General features: G+C 71.2%; 12 protein-coding genes and 1 pseudogene. 7 read left to right on the top strand and 6 right to left on the bottom strand.

What is annotated here, in order from left to right; all coding sequences use genetic code 11:
• Positions 1 to 323 precede the first annotated feature (323 nt).
• Positions 324 to 953, bottom strand: a complete 630-nt coding sequence (locus tag C3486_RS33945; protein ID WP_103836706.1) for a TetR/AcrR family transcriptional regulator — start codon at positions 951 to 953, stop codon at positions 324 to 326.
• 87 nt (positions 954 to 1040) lie between these two features.
• Here C3486_RS33945 and C3486_RS38875 point away from each other — a divergent pair.
• Positions 1041 to 1415: pseudogene (locus C3486_RS38875) on the top strand (SDR family NAD(P)-dependent oxidoreductase); the annotation flags it as partial.
• Positions 1416 to 1449: 34 nt separating this feature from the next.
• Positions 1450 to 2682 carry an SDR family NAD(P)-dependent oxidoreductase gene (locus C3486_RS38405; protein WP_258053170.1) on the top strand — a complete coding sequence of 411 codons (1233 nt, stop codon included), beginning with the start codon at positions 1450 to 1452 and terminating at the stop codon, positions 2680 to 2682.
• Positions 2683 to 2908: 226 nt separating this feature from the next.
• On the opposite strand, the gene C3486_RS33930 is transcribed toward C3486_RS38405, so the two are convergent.
• Entirely contained in the window at positions 2909 to 3496 is a 588-nt protein-coding gene (locus C3486_RS33930; protein ID WP_103836704.1) for a TetR/AcrR family transcriptional regulator, read from the bottom strand.
• 82 nt (positions 3497 to 3578) lie between these two features.
• On the opposite strand from C3486_RS33930, the gene C3486_RS33925 reads away from it, so the two are divergent.
• Positions 3579 to 4382, top strand: a complete 804-nt coding sequence (locus C3486_RS33925; RefSeq protein WP_103836708.1) for an SDR family oxidoreductase — start codon at positions 3579 to 3581, stop codon at positions 4380 to 4382.
• 1346 nt (positions 4383 to 5728) lie between these two features.
• Here the strand turns inward: C3486_RS33925 and C3486_RS33915 are convergent.
• Positions 5729 to 6664, bottom strand: a complete 936-nt coding sequence (locus tag C3486_RS33915; protein WP_103836707.1) for a LysR family transcriptional regulator — start codon at positions 6662 to 6664, stop codon at positions 5729 to 5731.
• 342 nt (positions 6665 to 7006) lie between these two features.
• On the opposite strand from C3486_RS33915, the gene C3486_RS33910 reads away from it, so the two are divergent.
• Positions 7007 to 8248 carry an MFS transporter gene (locus C3486_RS33910; RefSeq protein WP_258053169.1) on the top strand — a complete coding sequence of 414 codons (1242 nt, stop codon included), beginning with the start codon at positions 7007 to 7009 and terminating at the stop codon, positions 8246 to 8248.
• A gap of 219 nt (positions 8249 to 8467) precedes the next feature.
• On the opposite strand, the gene C3486_RS38400 is transcribed toward C3486_RS33910, so the two are convergent.
• Both C3486_RS38400 and C3486_RS33895 read right to left on the bottom strand, forming a co-directional pair.
• Positions 8468 to 8863 (bottom strand): hypothetical protein, encoded by a 396-nt coding sequence (locus C3486_RS38400; RefSeq protein WP_258053171.1) that lies wholly within the window; start codon positions 8861 to 8863, stop codon positions 8468 to 8470.
• Positions 8864 to 10111: 1248 nt separating this feature from the next.
• A complete protein-coding gene (locus C3486_RS33895) occupies positions 10112 to 10696 on the bottom strand; it encodes an ABATE domain-containing protein (RefSeq protein ID WP_103836701.1) in 585 nt (194 codons plus the stop codon).
• A gap of 165 nt (positions 10697 to 10861) precedes the next feature.
• Between C3486_RS33895 and C3486_RS33890 the strand changes: the two genes are divergently transcribed.
• From C3486_RS33890 to C3486_RS38870, 3 genes are all read left to right on the top strand, one after another.
• Positions 10862 to 12199 carry an MFS transporter gene (locus C3486_RS33890; RefSeq protein ID WP_258053168.1) on the top strand — a complete coding sequence of 446 codons (1338 nt, stop codon included), beginning with the start codon at positions 10862 to 10864 and terminating at the stop codon, positions 12197 to 12199.
• 52 nt (positions 12200 to 12251) lie between these two features.
• Complete coding sequence (locus C3486_RS33885) at positions 12252 to 13373, top strand: epoxide hydrolase family protein (protein WP_103836699.1); 1122 nt, start codon at positions 12252 to 12254, stop codon at positions 13371 to 13373.
• Between the two features lie 129 nt (positions 13374 to 13502).
• Positions 13503 to 13745 carry a recombinase family protein gene (locus C3486_RS38870; protein ID WP_219822276.1) on the top strand — a complete coding sequence of 81 codons (243 nt, stop codon included), beginning with the start codon at positions 13503 to 13505 and terminating at the stop codon, positions 13743 to 13745.
• A gap of 277 nt (positions 13746 to 14022) precedes the next feature.
• Here C3486_RS38870 and C3486_RS33875 read toward each other — a convergent pair whose 3' ends face one another.
• Entirely contained in the window at positions 14023 to 16437 is a 2415-nt protein-coding gene (locus C3486_RS33875; RefSeq protein ID WP_103836698.1) for a DEAD/DEAH box helicase, read from the bottom strand.
• Positions 16438 to 16684 lie beyond the last annotated feature (247 nt).

The raw sequence follows: 16684 nt of genomic DNA, 5'->3' as shown, positions 1-16684 counted from the left end.
GGGTGGCGGATGTACCGTCTACGGGAGTCCATCGAGGCCATCGTCGGGGCCGTCACCGGCTCCCTGCGCGCCCTGGCATGGTGCTGCTGGGCCGCCTGGATGTGGTCGGCCGTCTGTGGTATGTCGGCTGCACTGCGCAGCTGGCTGCCGGCTTCGCCCGGGGCCTGGCCGGCCAGCTGGCCTTGGCCGGGCCCGAGGACCCCTGGGAGGGCCGCGCCTTAAGCGCGGGCTGGGGCACGCACACGACGTCCTCGACGTCGCCCTCGTTGTCCCTGAGGGGTGCACGGCATCGTCCCGGCGGTGTCGTGCACTCCCGGACGATGTCATCCGCTCTGGGGGCTTCGGCACGCCGCCGGTGTCAGGCTGGTTCGTAGTCCGTCGAGAAGGACGGTCAGTGCCGTGTGGTGGCCGTGTGCGGGGTCGGGGTCGGGTCCCAGCACGCATCCCTGTACCGCTGGGGCGCCGGTCAGTCGCAGTACTTCCTGCCAGGCCAGATCCCGGCGAAGACGGCCCTGGTCCTGAGCGCGTTCGATGACTCTCCGGGTGAGGTCGAGGAGTTCGTGGCGCTGCTGGGCGACGGTGGGCCCGCCGTGTTGGTCCAGGGAGCCGGACAGTCCGGCGTTCTGAGCGGTGCGCAGGGTCAGGCTGGTGAACAGCAATGAGAAGCCCTGCCAGGCGTCATCGTGGTGCAGGGCCTGGTGTGCGGTGTCGATCAGTTCGGTGAGGATGTCGCTCAGTACCGCCGCCATGAGCTGGTCGCGTTGGGGGTAGCGCCGGTAGACGGTGCCCACGCCGACGCCGGCCTCCCGGGCGATCTCGTGGTAGCTCACGTCCAGCCCGGTAGCGGCGACGGCGCGACGCGCGGCCGCGAGCACCCGCGCGGCATTGCGCTGGGCGTCGGCGCGCACGGGCGTCGCCGCTCCCTGGGGTGTCGCGGGCGGCTCCGTGTTCATCGTCCCATCCTAGCCATAAGTGGACAGCTTCTGTCCGCCTCCTCTACTCTCGCAGAAACGGACAAGATTTGTCCGTTTGTTTGGGTCGTGCGGGAGGTGCGAAGCGTGGGTTCCCGTGTGTGGCTGGTCACCGGCGCGTCCGGGGGGTGGGGTCAGGCCCTGGTCGGTGAGGTTCTGGGTGCGGGTGAGCGAGTGGTCGCGGGCACGCGCGATGACGAGCCGCTGCAACCGCTGACCGCCGTCTTTTCCGGGTGTCTGTGCGCTGTGAGCGTGGACATCGCCGGCGCCGGTGCGCTGCGTCCGGTACTGGATGATGCGATCACCGGGTTCGGCTGCCTCGGCGTCGTCGTCAGCAGCGCCGGCTACGCGCTGGCGGGTCCCTTGGAGGAACTGGGCGACACGGAGCTGCGCGCCCGGTTCGCAGTGAATTTCTTCGCCGCCGCCCATGTCCTGCGCGCCGCTTGTGCCTCACCTGTGCGCGGCACGAGCGGGCCGTGTGCTGCAGATCAGCTCGCTGGCGGGCCGGATCGGTGTCCCGGGGGTGAGCGCCTGCACGGCCGGCAAGCACGCCCTCGAAGGTCTGAGCGTCTCGCTGGCGGCCGAGCTGGCTCCGCTGGGCATCCGGGCGACGATCGTGGAGCCCGGAGCGGCCCGCACCGATTTCCGCGCCATCTGGGCGGGCCGGCTGTCCGGCTGCGCCGCTGTCCCCGGCTGCCTCCCCGTGCGCGCAGTGCCGGCGCGCTCCGCCGGCACTGGGGGAGGCCGGGTCGGCGATCCCGCCCGTATGGCCCAGGCCCTCGTCGTCCTCGCCGGTATGCCGAGCCCCCGCTGCGCCTTCCCTTTGGCAGTGACGCCCTCGCCGGCATCGGGAACGCCCGCAGCGACCGGCTCGAAGAGCTGTGCCGGTGCGCGGCCCCGAGTACTTCCACCGACCACGCAAAGGCAATCTGACATGTCCGAGCACCGCACCACCAGCCGTTTCGCTGTCGTCACAGGTGGCAGCGAGGGCCTGGGTCTGGCCATCGCCGGTGCCCTCGCCCGCGACGGAGCGGACCTGATTCTCGTCGCCCGTAACCGCGGCAGGCTCGAGACCGCCGCCGAGGAGCTCGGCCGGCACGGCACCGTCGTGCACACCGTCCCCGCGGATCTCTGCGTGCCCGATGCCCCCGCTCGGATCGCCGCGCACGTCGGAAACCTGACCGACCGGGTCGATACTCTCGTCAACAACGTCGGCACCGCACACTTCGCCTCCCTTGCCGACACCACGGTCGAGGAGATGAACACCATGTGGCACCTCAATGTCCAGGTGCCGCTGCTGCTGAGCCAGCAACTCCTGCCCGCCCTCGTGAACGCTCGGGGAAGCATCGTCAACATCAGCAGCTACTGGGCCCGCAAGATGGTCGCCGGCCGTCATTCGGCCGCCTACTCCGCCACCCGTGGAGCGCTCAACTCCCTGACCCGGGCGCTGGCCAGTGAACTCGGTCCCCAAGGGGTCCGTGTCAATGCCATCGCTCCCGGCGCCGTCCGCACTCCCCAGTACGAACGCTCCTATCTCGCCCCCATGACCGCAGAGGAACGCACCGCACACGACGAGCGGATCGAGCACTCCTATCCCCTGGGGCGTCTGGGCACTGCCGATGACGTCGCCACCGCGGCCGCCTACCTGGCCTCGGCCCAGTGGACCACCGGCACCGTCCTCGCCGTCGACGGCGGACTCACCGTTCGCTGACTTCCGCAAGGTTTCTGAGGCGGTGTCAATCCGGCGGCTTGTCCTGCTTGTTGAGTGGTCAGTTGCTGCTCGGGGTCAGGTCCCCGAAGGCGGCCTGGAACGCGTTCAGCGGTGCCTTCCGGCGCATGGTCCACCACGTGGCCCTTGCCGCCTGCTTCAGGCTGCTGCCATCGGCAGCGCGCGGTGACGCCGGGGTCTGGGCGAAGGTGTGCCGGGGGTACGTGCCTCAGCCGTGGTCCCGCACCGCGGCGAGGCACTGGTCGTAGAGGTCTGCCAGGTCGGTCCGTCCGTTATGTTCGGCCCAGAGTTCGGTTGCCGTGTCGATGCAGGCGAAGACCGTCGCGACGATCGCCTTGGCCTGCGTGTCGGGAGCCGGGCGGCCGGAGCCGTTGCCCAGCCGTGCCCGGATGACGGGGACGAGTTCGGCCTGCCAGCGCAGTCGCTTCTCGAGGTAGCGGGCATGCAGCGAGGGTGTGTGGAAGATGAGGCGGGAGAGTTCCAGCGCACGCTCAGGGGGGTGGTTGGCGGTCAGAAGGACCTCGAATCCGGCGCGCAGGGCATCCCAGGCCGACATCTGGGCCGGCTGCTGCGCGACGGTCCGTTTCAGCAGCTCGCCCAGCGCCTCCTGGTCGCCGCAGACCAGGTCCTCCTTGGTTCCGAAGTAGCGGAACAGGGAGCGCTGCGAGACCCCCGCCTCCCGCGCGATCTGCGCGATCGTCGTCTGCTCGTAGCCCTGCTCGGCGAACAGGCGTACCGCCGTATCCAGGATCGCCTGGACGGCAACCTGCCGCGAACGCTCCCACAAGGTCGTCATGGACGCCAGGATATGCCTCTGGACAGCGACCGCCTAGTTGGCATTAACTGCCAAAAAGGCAGCGACTGAAAGAGGGATGACCATGCCGGCCGTCGACTACCACGGACACACCGCCCTCATCACCGGGGCCAGCGCGGGGCTGGGCGCCGAGTTCGCCCGCCAGCTCGCCGCCCGCGGCTCGGATTTGGTGCTGGTCGCCCGCCGCAGGGAACGCCTGGAGGAGCTGGCCGCCGAGCTGCGTGAGCAGCATCGGGTCCAGGTGCACGTGGTGGAGATGGACCTGGCCACGGACCACCCCGGGCAGGCGCTGGCCGCGCAGGTGGCCCAGCTCGGCCTGCACGTCACGAGTCTGGTCAACAACGCCGGGTTCGCCACCTTCGGCCCCTTCCACCAGGCGGACCCGGACCGGCTGCGCCGGGAGATCGCGGTGGATGTGACCGCGGTCGCCGACATCAGCCGTACCTTCATCGGCCAACTGCGTACCGCGGGCCGCGGGGTACTGGTCAACGTGGCGAGCATGGCCGCCTACCAGCCCAACCCGCGCATGGCGCTCTACGGGGCGACCAAGGCGTTCGTGCTCAGCCTCACCGAGGCTTTGTGGGAGGAGTCGCGCGGCACCGGTCTGCGGGTGCTGGCCCTGTCCCCGGGCGCGACGCGGACCGAGTTCTTCGATGTCGTGGGCACTCCACAGGCCGCCGGAGGGACCAGGCTCGCCTCGCCCGCCGACGTCGTCCGCACCGCGCTGGCCGCCCTGGACCGCAGGAACCCGCCGCCCAGCGTCATCGCGGGCCGCATGAACCGGGTGATGGCCTTCCTCGCCCGCCGCCTGGCCACCCGGCGCCAGGTCATCCGGGCCATCGGCCGGCTCACCGCCAGGGGGGCATGACGATGGGGGAAAGGCCGTAGGGGCTCCCGAAGCACGACCATCTGCGGGCGCTACGGCAGCGTCTCGACCGTGATCGTCCGCCTGATTGCGGACACCGACGGCTGCGAGCGCGGCGTGAAGACCTGGACGGCCCAGGGCGAGATGGAAGGGCCGCAGAGCCGTAGCCGCATCGACCGTGGGTGCGGCCGCGCGAGACGCACGCTCCTGGCACGGTTCGGCTTCAACGCCCCTGACAGAGCCTGTGCGAGACCCGGACGCGGCTGTTCGGCTTTCGGGGACTTTGTGGGCCACTCCAGGCAGCCGGCGGGCCTGCGGCCCCGCCTCGGCGCCTGTGAGTGGGGTCATGCTCGCGGGGGCCGGCGTGGTCGGTCGGTGTCCTCCGGCAGGTGGTCGCCGCTCAGGGCGGCGTGGGTGGTGGCCAGGGGGGGCGGTCGTGGGTGAGGGGGTGGCTGCGCCGGCGCAGCCAGGCGTGTGCGGGGGAGAGGCTGTGGTGCTGGGCGGGGATACCGGCGGCTTGGTGGGCGGGGAGAAGGGGAGAAGGGGAGAAGGGGAGGGCGGTGAGCCGGCGGGGCTGGTGCAAGGCGGCGTGTGCGGTGGCGTCGGCGAGGGCGTCGGTCAGCCGGCGAGAGGTCGGCGGGAGGTCGGCGGCTGCGCGTGGGTGCGGTGGCCGGTGAGCGCGCCGGCGGTGATGTCGCGGACCCGGAGGGGTGGGTGAAGAGGGTGCCGATGCCCAGGCGTGTGAGGCCGGCACGAGGCCGGGCCACGCCGGGGGGGCGGCGGTGAGGTCGGAGATCGAACAGGGTGTGGCCGTCAGGAGCGCCGGTCGCCCGGTGGGAGAGCCGGCCGCGGACGATGCGGTCGCCGGTCCCGGCGGTGAGCAGTGGTGCCCGGAGTCGGTGCCGTGGCCGGGGGCGTTGTGGGCCCGCCGGCGCCGGATCGCGCGGGGATCTCCATGCAGGTCCTCCGGGCCGTCTTGCGGTGACACAGGAGCGCTGGTCGGCGAGGAGGTCGAGGTTCTCTTCCGTGCCGTGCTCGGGTGCGTCCTCCCGCAACGAAGGGTCCGGTCCTGGGGTGAGGTGAGGCGGGCGCGGGGGGGGGATGTTCTCGGCGGGCCGGCGCGCGTCGTCCATGGTGCGGTTGCCCGCCGAGCCGATGCTCGCCCCGGGGGACAGGGAGCGGCATGGTCGGGGAAGCGGGCTGGCCGGCGATGTCTTCGGTGTGGCGGGGGCCGTAGTGGCGCACCGGGTGCTCGGTAGAGCTGTGGGCGGATGGCTGATGTTCGCGGGCTGAGTTCGAAGCTGCCTGCTGCCTGCGACTCGTGCGGGTGGCCGGCCCCGGCCGGTATCTCAGCTCGGCGCGCCCCGGGCCGTTCCCGGAGCATCGCCCTCGGGAGAAGAGGCAGACATGTGCGGGGTGTGGTGCTGCAGGAGTTGGAGGAAGGCACGGGCGGCGGGTGTTGCCGTGGAAGCCTTCCAGACGGCGCCCACCGTTCGCGGGGCCACGTCCGTCACGGTTACCGCGCTCACCTGGGGCATGCGCGTGGCGGCGGCAGCGGGTACCAGCCCTGTGCCCAGGCCGCGCCCCACGAGCTCCTCCAGCAGCGCCATGGTGTCGGCCTCGAAGGCGACGGTGCGGGGAACGCCGGCCGTTGCGAACGCCGTGTCGTTGTGCCGGCGGATGCCGGAGCCCGGAGGCATGTCGATCATTGTTTCCTCGGCCAGCCGGCCGAGCGTGGTCTGCGCCGTGTCGGCCAGCCGGTGTCCGTGCGGGACGATGGCGACCAGGTCTTCGTGTGCGAGCTCCCGCCCGGCCAGTCCGGTGGGAAGCCGGCCGGGGCCCATATCGACGAATGCGAGGTCGAGGGCGTCCTCGCGTACCTGCTGCAACAAGTCCCGGACCGGCCGGGCACGCAGGGTGACGTGCACATCCGGGTGCCGGTCCCGGTAGGCGGCGAGCAGGCCCGGCAAATCCACCGCGGTGAGCGGGGCGATGGTGCCGAGGCTCAACTGGCCGCGCACCTCACTGCCGCAGGCCACTGCCTCGGCACCGGCTCGTTCCACAGCGGCCAGGGCCTCGCGTGCCGGACCGAGGAAAGCCTCGCCGGCCGCGGTCACCCGCACCCGCCGGCTCGTCCGCTCGAACAGCCGGGTGCCCAACTCCTGCTCCAGGCGGGCGATTTGGTGACTGAGCGCGGACTGGACCACGAAACAGCGATGTGCGGCGCGAGTGAAGCTGCCCGTTTCGGCGACGGCAACGACGTAGGTGAGCTGGCGGAGTTCCACCCATCCATCGTGAACTGCGATCGATGGCATGACAACCATCTGTTGGATTCATGCGGGCGGTGCGGAGAGCATGAAACCGGCCCCTCCGGCGGGCGGCGCGGACACTGCACCGCTCATCGCCGACGAGCCGCAGATTTTCTGTGCCGGCAGGCGAACCGCAGGTTCTGTGTACCGGCGGACACACCGCAGACGTACTTTGCCGACGAACGACACCGGAAGGCGACGCATATGGCCTCTTCCTCGGCTTCCTCAGCCGCACAGCCACCACCTGCCGCAGGCGCGGCCGGGCACCCCGCAGGAAGTGCCACCACCGGCGGCCCGGGGCGCGGCACGATCACCGTGATGTCCGTGGCCGTCGGCCTGTGCGTGGCGAGCAACTACTACGCCCAGCCGCTGCTGGACACCATCGCCGCAGACCTGGGGCTGTCGGCCGCCTCGGCCGCGCTGGTGGTGACGGTCGCCCAGGTCGGGTACGCACTCGGACTGGTCTTCCTCCTGCCGCTGGGCGACCTGCTGGAACGGCGCCGGCTGGTGTGCGGCCTGACGCTGGCCACGGCGTGCTCCCTGGCGCTGACAGCGGTTGCGCCCAGCGCCCCGCTGTTGCTGATGGGCACCGCGCTGACCGGTCTGCTGTCGGTGACCGCCCAGGTCCTGGTGCCGTTCGCCGCCGATCTGGCCGCGCCGCACCGACGCGGCCAGATCGTAGGAACGGTCATGAGCGGGCTGGTGCTGGGCATGCTCCTGGCCCGCACGGCCTCCGGTGCCCTGGCCGCGGTCGGCGGCTGGCGCACCGTGTACTGGGCCGCGGCCGCGGCGATGCTCGTTCTCACCGTCGCCCTGCGCCGGGCACTGCCGCAGTTCCAGGTCTCGGCCGGTCTGCGCTACACGCGACTGCTGCGCTCCACCGCGCGTCTCCTGGTCGAGGAACCGGTGCTCAGAGCCCGTGCCGCCCTTGGCCTCCTGGCCTTCGCCTGCTTCAGCGCGTTGTGGACGTCGCTGGCCTTCCTCCTCTCCGGCCCCGATTACGGCTGGTCGGACGGCGAGATCGGGCTGCTCGGGCTCGCCGGCGCCGCGGGCGCAGTCGCCGCCCAGCTCGCCGGGCGGCTGGCAGACCGAGGACGCACCACACTGACCACCATGACGGCAGCCGTCCTCCTGCTCGGCTCATGGGGACTGCTGGCCCTGGGGGCACACCATCTGGCCGCACTCATCGTCGGCATCGTCCTCTTGGACCTGGCCCACCAGGGGGTACACATCACCAACCAATCGCTGATCTACGCCCTGCGGCCGGAGGCACGCGGGCGTATCACCTCGGCATACATGACGTGTTACTTCGCCGGCGGCGCGATCGGCTCAGCCCTGGCCGGCGTAGTACATGCCCACGCCGGGTGGACGGGAGTGTGCCTCCTGGGAGCCGGTCTCTCCGTGCTGCTGTGCCTGGCGGGCGCGGCCGACGCACCGAGCGTAGGAAACTGGTGGCGCCGCCAGAGCCGGCTGCACGACCTGTGGGCCATGGCCGGCGCGAGCGTCCTGGGCGTCGCCGTACTTGCCCTCACCGGGCTGGCGATACGCCTGGTGACCTGAGGCCGTCGGCCTGGAGACAGCAGCGTGCTGCGGAGGTCACTGATCCTTATCGACGCCTTCAGCCTCTCCGTACGCCTTCACCCTCTTCGTCCTTGGGAGGGCACAGACGGCACACATCGAGGGTGGAGGCGTCTGTGAGGGGGCTGCGTCCACTGCGATGAGCAGCCCGGGATGTCGGTGGTGATGCCCCGCTTGCGGCCCCGGCTCTCCTTGCCCGGTTCACCACCCGCCCACCGCACCGGCGGCCGCCGCGTCCACATCGACTGCACCCTCCCTGGCCGCGCGCGCAGTGACATGGACATCGTGGAGTTCCTGCGCCGCGCCGGCCTCCCCGATGCCGAGCCGCTCCTGGATGACCTCCCGCAGCTCGGCGGCCTGTCCGATCTTCCTCGGCTTGGGGGGCCGGCGGGTGTCGGCCCGGGCCTGCGCGGCGTGCGGGCGGTAGTGCCGCTGGCCACGGGCGCCGGCGGTGCGGTTGCGGTGGATCTCCCGGCTGATGGCGGACGGGCTGCGGCTCCGCGGCGATCGCCGGACCGTCGCCTTCTCCCGCAGTCGGTCGGCGATGGGGATCCGGTCGGCCTCACTCAGACACCAAGACGGGCCGGAAGGCGGCATCACCGCAGTGATCGGTGGTGCCGCCTTCTGCCTACGGTCGGCACTACGGCCGTTGCGCCGCTTCCTGCCGGTCCGGGCGTTGATACCGACCACCCGGCAGGCTTCCTTGCTGCCTGTGGCCCTGCTGCATACGCCGGGAGTATTCCGCGCGCTCCCGGCTCCGCTTCACCGGCCCTGAGCCGTCCGGTCCCCACGGATCTCGAAGTCCTCTGCATCCCCTGAACCGGGGTGTTGCAACGACCACTAGAGCGCAAGCGTCCGGGCCGGGCCTTCGTTGTGCGTCGCCACCGGTGACGGACGCGCGGGCCGACCGCGCTTGAACGACCGGGCCGTGGCCCGGCCTCCGGGAGGTGGTCATCCGTCGCGCAGCGCTTCGAGTTCCGCCCGGGCGGGGTGAAGGGCGCGGGGCGTCGCTTCCCGTCCTCTTCCACGGCGCGGCGCAGGCCGGCCGCGGGGCGGGTTCCGTCCTACCCGGGCGCAGCGTGGGTGATGTCGTCCAGCAGCAGGCCGATGAGCCGGGCCAGGGCCATCGGGCCGCCGCCCCCCTAGCCGTAGGTGTAGCCGCCGCCGGTCTGCGGCGCCAGGAACACCGTGCCGTCCTCGCCGGTCACCCGTACTGAGCGGCGGGCGATGGTCAGCGCGGCCAGCGGCGGGAGCATGGGCAGCCGGTGCGCGGCGACGGTCTCGGCAGAAGCTCGCCTTCGCCCGCGAGCCGGCGCCGTCCCGCTGTGGGGCGGTTCGGCTCCGGGAGCATCGAACAGATCGACGGGGTAAAGGTCCTCGGCCTGCGCGAGGCCGTACGCGGCGTACGGCCAAGCAGGCAGCGGCTGCCCCTGCCGCGTCGCGGTTGGGGCCGGCGTCGGGTGAGCCGCCGGTGGGGGGGGGAAGAACACCAGGGCGGCCAGCGCGGTGCCGAGGGCGATGCCCAGGTGCCTGACGGTGTTGAACGGCGCATGACGGTGTTGGACAGGCCCGAGGCCGAGCCGGCGTCCTCGGGCGGGACGCGGGCCCGTGACATGTCGGCGAGCGGGCCGCCGGCCATGCCGAGGCCGAAGCCGACCAGTACCACCGCAGCCCTCATCACCCTCGCCGCGGTGGCCGCCAAACGTGCGGTCGCGGGCCTGCATCGCGGCTTTCGCTGCGATGCAGGGGCATCGCGAGGAACGCCCCCGGGAGGCCCGAACGAGTGCGTCGAAGGCGGGCGCGGACGAAACCCGGGGTCGGCCTGGCAGGGGCGGGTGCCGGTGCTCAACGCGGGCTGCGTCGGCTCCGGTAGGCCGCGACGCTGGCCCGGTGTGCGCAGGTTCGGGTGCAGTACTGCTTGGAGCCGTTGCGCGAGAGGTCCACGAAAGTGGCCCGGCAGGTCGGCCCGGCACATACGCCGAGACGAGCGGGACCGAGCGTGGCGATCACGGCGGCCAGTGCGCTGAGCGTGGTCGCGGCAAGGTGCGCCGCGCAGCGGTCGGTGTCGGAGGTCACCTCGGTCCACCAGCGGTCGTCCTCGTGGCGCAGTACCGGGGTGGCGCGGCTGCGACGCAGACCCTCGTTGATCAGAGCCGCAGCCTCGACCGCGTCCGCGTTCGCCCGTTCGAGCACCTCACGCACCGTCTCGCGCACCGCGCGGACTTCCGCCAGATCGGCGCGGGTGACATGCCGCGGACCGGTCCCTTGGTCCGCTGCCGAACTCGGAGGCTCGGCCGCCGGATGGTCGTCAAGGAAGTCCCGGAGCTGCTCCACGGTCTCCAGCGCGTCCTCTCCCTTGACCGGCCTCAAGGTGTTGGCCAGGTCGACGGCCGTCTGGACCACCAATGGGCTGTAATACGCATTCCGCATTTGACGTATCTCCTCACTGCTCCTTAGCGTTACACCCAAAGGAGCTTTCACATGTCACAAGGTACCCGGCAGGAGACGACACCGCAGACCCTCCCGCCTGCAGGGGCGCCGGCACCGGAGCGAACGGATACCCCGGACCGGCGTCGACTGGGACCGACCCTGGGGATGCTGGTGCTGCCGATGTACGTGGCACTGGGAGCGCCGTCGGTGGCCCTGCCGGCCATCGGCCGGGCCCTCGCGGTGCCATTCGGGGCCACCGCATGGATACTCGCCGCGTGGTCGCTGACCTCCGCACTCGCGATGCCGGTCGCGGGCCGGCTGCTGATCCGCTGGAGCCCCTTCCAGATCCTGGTCGCCGGGGTCGTGACGCTCGCCGCGGGCTCCGCCCTCGCCGGAGCCGGGCCGGCACTGTCCGCCGTGATCACCGGCCGACTGATCGGCGGCGCCGGGGCGGGCGCGACCGTGATCGCCGTCTTCGCCGCGGCCACCGCCCTCCCCGGGCGGCAACGGATCCGCGTCCTGGGAATCATCGCGGCGGCCAGCGCGACAGCGTCGGGGTGCGGAACACTGATAGGCGGAGCAGTGACCGCATGGCTCGGGTGGCGTGCCGTGCTCGCAATCCCGGTCCTCGCACTGCCCCTCCTGCTGGCCGCACTGCCGAGCAGACGCACGCTGACGCACAGCGCCAGCGCCAGCGGCGAGCGAAACGGCCCGCCCGAGCGACTCGACATCGCCGGCGCGGCCGTCCTGTCGGTACTCGCCGGCTCCTTGATCACGTTGCTGCAGGCACACTCGGTCGGCCTGCCCGCTCCCCCCACACTCGCCGTGGCCGCCGCCGGGGCACTCGCCACCGGGGGCCTGTGGTGGCGCGTGCGCAGCACGCCCAACGGGTTCGTGCCTCGGCGGGTGATCGCATCCCGCGGCTTCCTGACGGCCGGGCTCACCGGCGGGACCGTCTTCGCCGGCTACTACGGGGTGCTGTTCCGCGCCCCCTCCCTGATCGAGCAGGCCACCGGCGGTGGCCCCCTGCAAGCCGGCGCGCTCCTGGCCCCGGCCGCCGCCTGCTCGCTGCTGGCCGGGCGACTGGTCGACACCCTCACCGACCGGTTCACCGGCTGGCAGATGTCGGCCGGGCTCCCGGCACTCACCGTCATCGGCGTGCTCATGGTCGCGGCCTCCACCGCACCGGCCCCGATCGTCCTCGGCACGGCCCTGACCGTATGCGGGTTCGCCGGTGCCCAAGCCGTACTGATGAGCCTCGCGCCGGACCTGGTCGCCCCGGACGACCGCCACACCGCACAGGGCCTGCTCAACTTCATGAACGTCCTGGGCGGCGGGATCGGCCCGGCCGCAGTCGCAGGTCTGTCCGGCATCCTGCCGGCGCCGGCGACCCTCGCCGTCCTCGCAGCACTCCCCCTACTCGGACTCCTCCTCAGCCTGACCCGGCGCCCAACCGCCGACCGCCGCCCCGAACCCGGAGCCACGCGCGGGAACCCACGCTGACAGCCCACCCACATCCGACCCGACAACGCCTCGACCAGCAAGGAGCCTTGCCATGCCCGCCGAACCCTTCCAGGTCAGCATCACCGAAGCCGAAATCGCGGACCTGCGCGAACGACTGCGACGGACACGGTGGCCCGAGCGCGAACCGGTGGACGACTGGTCACAGGGACTGCCGCTGGCGTACGCACAGGAGCTGTGCCACAGCTGGGCCGAGGACTACGACTTCGGCTTCGCCGAACGGCTGAACGCCTTCCCGCAGTACCGCGACACCATCGACGGGCTGGGCATCCACTTCCTGCACGCCCGCTCGCCGGAACCGGACGCCTTCCCGCTCGTGCTCACGCACGGATGGCCGGGTTCGGTGCTCGAGTTCCTGGAAGTCCTCGGCCCGCTGACCGACCCCCGCACGCACGGCGATGACCCGGCCAACGCGTTCCACGTGGTCGCACCGTCGCTGCCCGGATACGGCTGGAGCGACAAACCGTCGACAACCGGGTGGGGCATCACCCGCATCGCGCACGCCTGGGACACATTGATGGTCTCACTGGGCTACGAACGGTACGGCGCACAGGGCGGTGACTGGGGCTCGGCAGTCTCCGCGGCGCTGGGCGACATCGCGCCCCATCGAGTCGCCGCCGTCCACCTGAACATGGGATCCGTAGCCGCAGGCACATTCAACGACCCGACGCCCGCAGAACTGGCGAATCTCAAGGCCGAAAAGAAAATGCAGCGCACCGGCCGAGGCTACTCGGCGATCCAGGCGACCCGGCCGCAGACACTCGGCTACGGCCTCACCGACTCCCCGGCCGGGCAGGCAGCCTGGATCGCCGAGAAGTTCTGGGCATGGACGGACAACGACGGCCACCCCGAGGACGCATTGTCGCGACAGACGATCCTCGACCAGATCTCGGTCTACTGGTTCACCGCATCGGCCACGTCGTCGGCGCGCCTGTACTGGGAGAGCTTCGCCAACTTCCGGAACAAGGTGACCGCGCCATCCGGACTGTCGGTCTACCCACGCGACATCACCCGCCCGTCAAGACGGGAAGCCGAACTGCGATTCACCGACCTGCGCTGGTTCGAAGAGCTCCCGCACGGCGGCCACTTCGCCGCGCTGGAACAGCCGGAGTCGCTGGTCAAGCAAGTACGCGGATTCTTCCGCCTGTTCCGCTGACCACCCGCCCCCCCGCCCTCACCCTCCGCAAGGAACCCGACGTCCCCGCCCCCGAGAACCACGTACCAGGCCGGACCTGGACGCCGGCCCCCCGGCGAACAAACCCCGCCGAACGCCGCCGCGAAACCGATCCGGACCGGACACGCCCGCTGCTCGACCGCCCAGCAAGAACCCCAGAACCAGCTCGACGCGCTGAAGCGCACCGAGCGCAAACGCACCTTCTCCGACAAGATCAGCACCCGCACCAGGACCCGGCCGGAGCCCAAGAAGACTCCCAAGCTCACCTACGACATCAAGAAGGCCACCCCCGACCAGAAGGCCATCCTCACCGTCCACGAACTCAAACGCCTCGCGCACAACGCAGCCGACTGATGACGCTCTCCGGCCAACTCCACACCGCCGACGTGCAACTCGAACCCCTCACCGGCCCGCTCACCAAGCCCGCAGCCGTACGCGCAGGGACGGTCCCACCCTGACCCGCCGGGCGGAGGAGGCACTGCTCCGCAGCCCGTACGTGCGAGGACGGTCCCTTCACGGAACAGACTGGACTACCTCAGCCCAGCCGCAGTCCGCACGCACGAGGCGACGCCCCTCTCCGATCACTTGATCATCGCACCACTGCCCGTACGCATAGGAACGATCCCTGGCCTCACGCCCAGTCCAACCCGAGCTGGGCAAGCTGGGCGAGCTGATCGGCGGTGAGCTTGGCGCGCCGGCACTTGGTGTTCGATAGAAATACGCCCAGCCGAACCTCTACGACCGCGCCGCCGTCACCGTCCCAGCCCTCCTCCAACACCTCAACGTGAGAGCGGCTGACGGGCCCCACGGAGCCCGTACGGGCCTTGTACCGCCGCAGGGCCGCAACACCCCGCTCGAACGCCCCAGAACCGCCCTTACGGCCCTTCCCGGCCGCCTTGGGCGCGGGGAGTGGTTCAACGCCGAGCTGCTCCAGACGCTCGCGCTGCCCGGCCGACAGCTTGGTCCAGGTGATGTGCTCGCGTTGCCGGGCCAACCAGCGGCCGATGTCGTTGCCATTGACGGTGACCCCGGGCAGCAGGTCGGCGACCGCCGCCCCGCCGGTCAGACACTCCCGCACGGCGGCATAGTGCCGCTGCCAGTCGATCGGCCAGGCCGGGTTCCAGTCCGGATCGATCGCCGCCAGCGCCGCGGCCCGCTCCGGATGCCCGGCCAGCGCCCCGGGCCGCCGGAGGTTGGACAGCCACTGCCCGACCGGCTTGTCCAGGGCGGTGGCCGGCCGCGGCGCGGCGAGCGTGCCGTGCTGCTCGAAGTACACCCGCGCGGCGGCGAGGTTCTCCTCGAACGCGGCATCGGCGGCGCCCCAGACCATGCCGAGCCTCTCCAGCCGCTCCGCCCGCGCCCCCGACATCGTCCCGGCCCCGTACGCGCGCCGCTGCTCCGCCGTCCACTGCCCCAGCGGATACGGCCCGGGCGGCTCCTTGTGGTCATACGGCACCCGCGCGTGCCCCTCACGCTCCACGAACCGCCGCAGCGCGGCGTACCCACGAGCCCAGTCCTGCCGCTCGGTGTCGATCACATTGAAGGACACCCACTCCGCGACCATCACAGGATCCCGCGGAGCGGCAAAACGCAGCAGCAGCCGCGACTCCTCCTCACCCTCCTCGGGCTCCGTACCGATATTCTGCGAGGGCTCCACGATCTGCTTCTGCGGCTCCTGCGGAACGGCCAGCAATTCCACAGCTTCCTCATCATGCGCCCGAAGACCAGTCAAGATCTTTACAAGCGGGCGATACGAGCTGGAGGTGAACATCTCCTCCGGCCGCTCACCAGGCTGCAGAAAGACCGGCACGATCAGCGAGGCGAGCTTCCCCTCGCCAGGCTTCTGCCGCAGCGCCCGCCCGATCGCCTGCACGATGTCGTGCGGCGCACCCTTGGGGTCGAGCAGGGCAACACTGTCCACGCTTCTGATGTCGACGCCTTCGCCCAGGACGCGGCAGTTGGAGAGCACCGCCCGCCGCGCCGTCGTGGCGAAGGAGCCCAGTACCTCCTGCCGGCGTGCGGGAGCGTGCTCCCCGCACAGCCAGTCCGCCCACACCTTCGCCGGGTACTTCTCGGGCTGATCGGCATGCAGCTTCGCCGCCACCCGCGAAAGCCCCTCCGCAAACGCCTGCGCCTCGATCGTGCGGTGATGGAAGGTGATGCACGTCTGCAGACCGTGCTCCGCCATGGTGCGCAACAGCGCCGCATGCAGGGCACCCAGCCGCTGCCCCCGCACCTCCTCCCCACGCCGCTCCGGACCGTACAGCCGCTCGGGGGTGACCTCCTCATCCCGCAGCTCCACCACGATGATCTGGTACCGCGCAAGCAACCCGCGGGACACCGCCGAGGCGAGGGAGAGCTTGTACAGGACCGGCCCGAACAGCCTCTCGTCGTCCATGGACGCGGCCAGTTCCGCCGGCAGCCGGTCCCGCACCCCCTCCCGCTCCTCCCAGGCCCGCGACCGCTCCTGCCAGATCCGCGGCGTCGCCGTCATATACAACCGGCGCGCCGCCGGGATGATGGTCTGGTCGTGGATGTCCGCCCACGCCTTCCCCAAAGATCCACTGGTGCGGTGCGCCTCATCGACCACCGCCAGGTCCACCGGCGCCAGCTGCTGCCCGTAGACACCTTCGAAGGCTTCCGCCAGCACGCCCAGCGACGCGTACGTGGCGTAGATGGTCACCGGCCCCGTCCCGTGCCACAGCGCCAGCTGGATCGGGTTCGTGGTGCACCGCACCCGCAGGTTCCACAACTCCGGATCGTCCTCAAGGGAGCACACGGCCACGGCCGGCCCGGTGTGCCCGGCGGCGTGCCACGCCTTCACCGTCTGCGTGAGCAGGTCCAGCGTCGGGACCAGGACCAGCACGCGCCCGTGCGGCACGAGCCGGCGCGCAGCTGCGGCGGCCATGATGGTCTTCCCGGTCCCGCAGGCGGCGTGGACCTGCCCACGCAGGCCGTTCACGGGGATACCTCCGGGCGGGATGTCGAGGCCGCGCACGATGGCGTCAACGGCCTCGATTTGATGGTCACGCAGCTTGAAAGGCATTTCCCGTGCTCTCCTTCTCGCGGAATACGGCACGTAGTGGAACTGGGAATGTCCGGGCGCGATGCGGGCCCGGGTAGGTGGTGCGGTACAGTCCCAGACTCTACACAATGCATCAGAGCGATGCATTCGTGTTGGGAATGTTGGCGTCGCGAGTGTGATGGTTAGCCAGCTTGGGCGGGGTGGCGGGGAGTTGGGTGCACTCCGTGGAGCGTCGCTGGGCTTGGGGTCGACGAGGTGGTAGTTCGGG

Source organism: Streptomyces sp. Ru73, from assembly GCF_002920575.1.
Taxonomy (GTDB): Bacteria; Actinomycetota; Actinomycetes; order Streptomycetales; family Streptomycetaceae; genus Streptomyces.
Note: the sequence above shows the minus strand (reverse complement) of the source record. Positions and strands in the feature narration are given on the sequence as shown.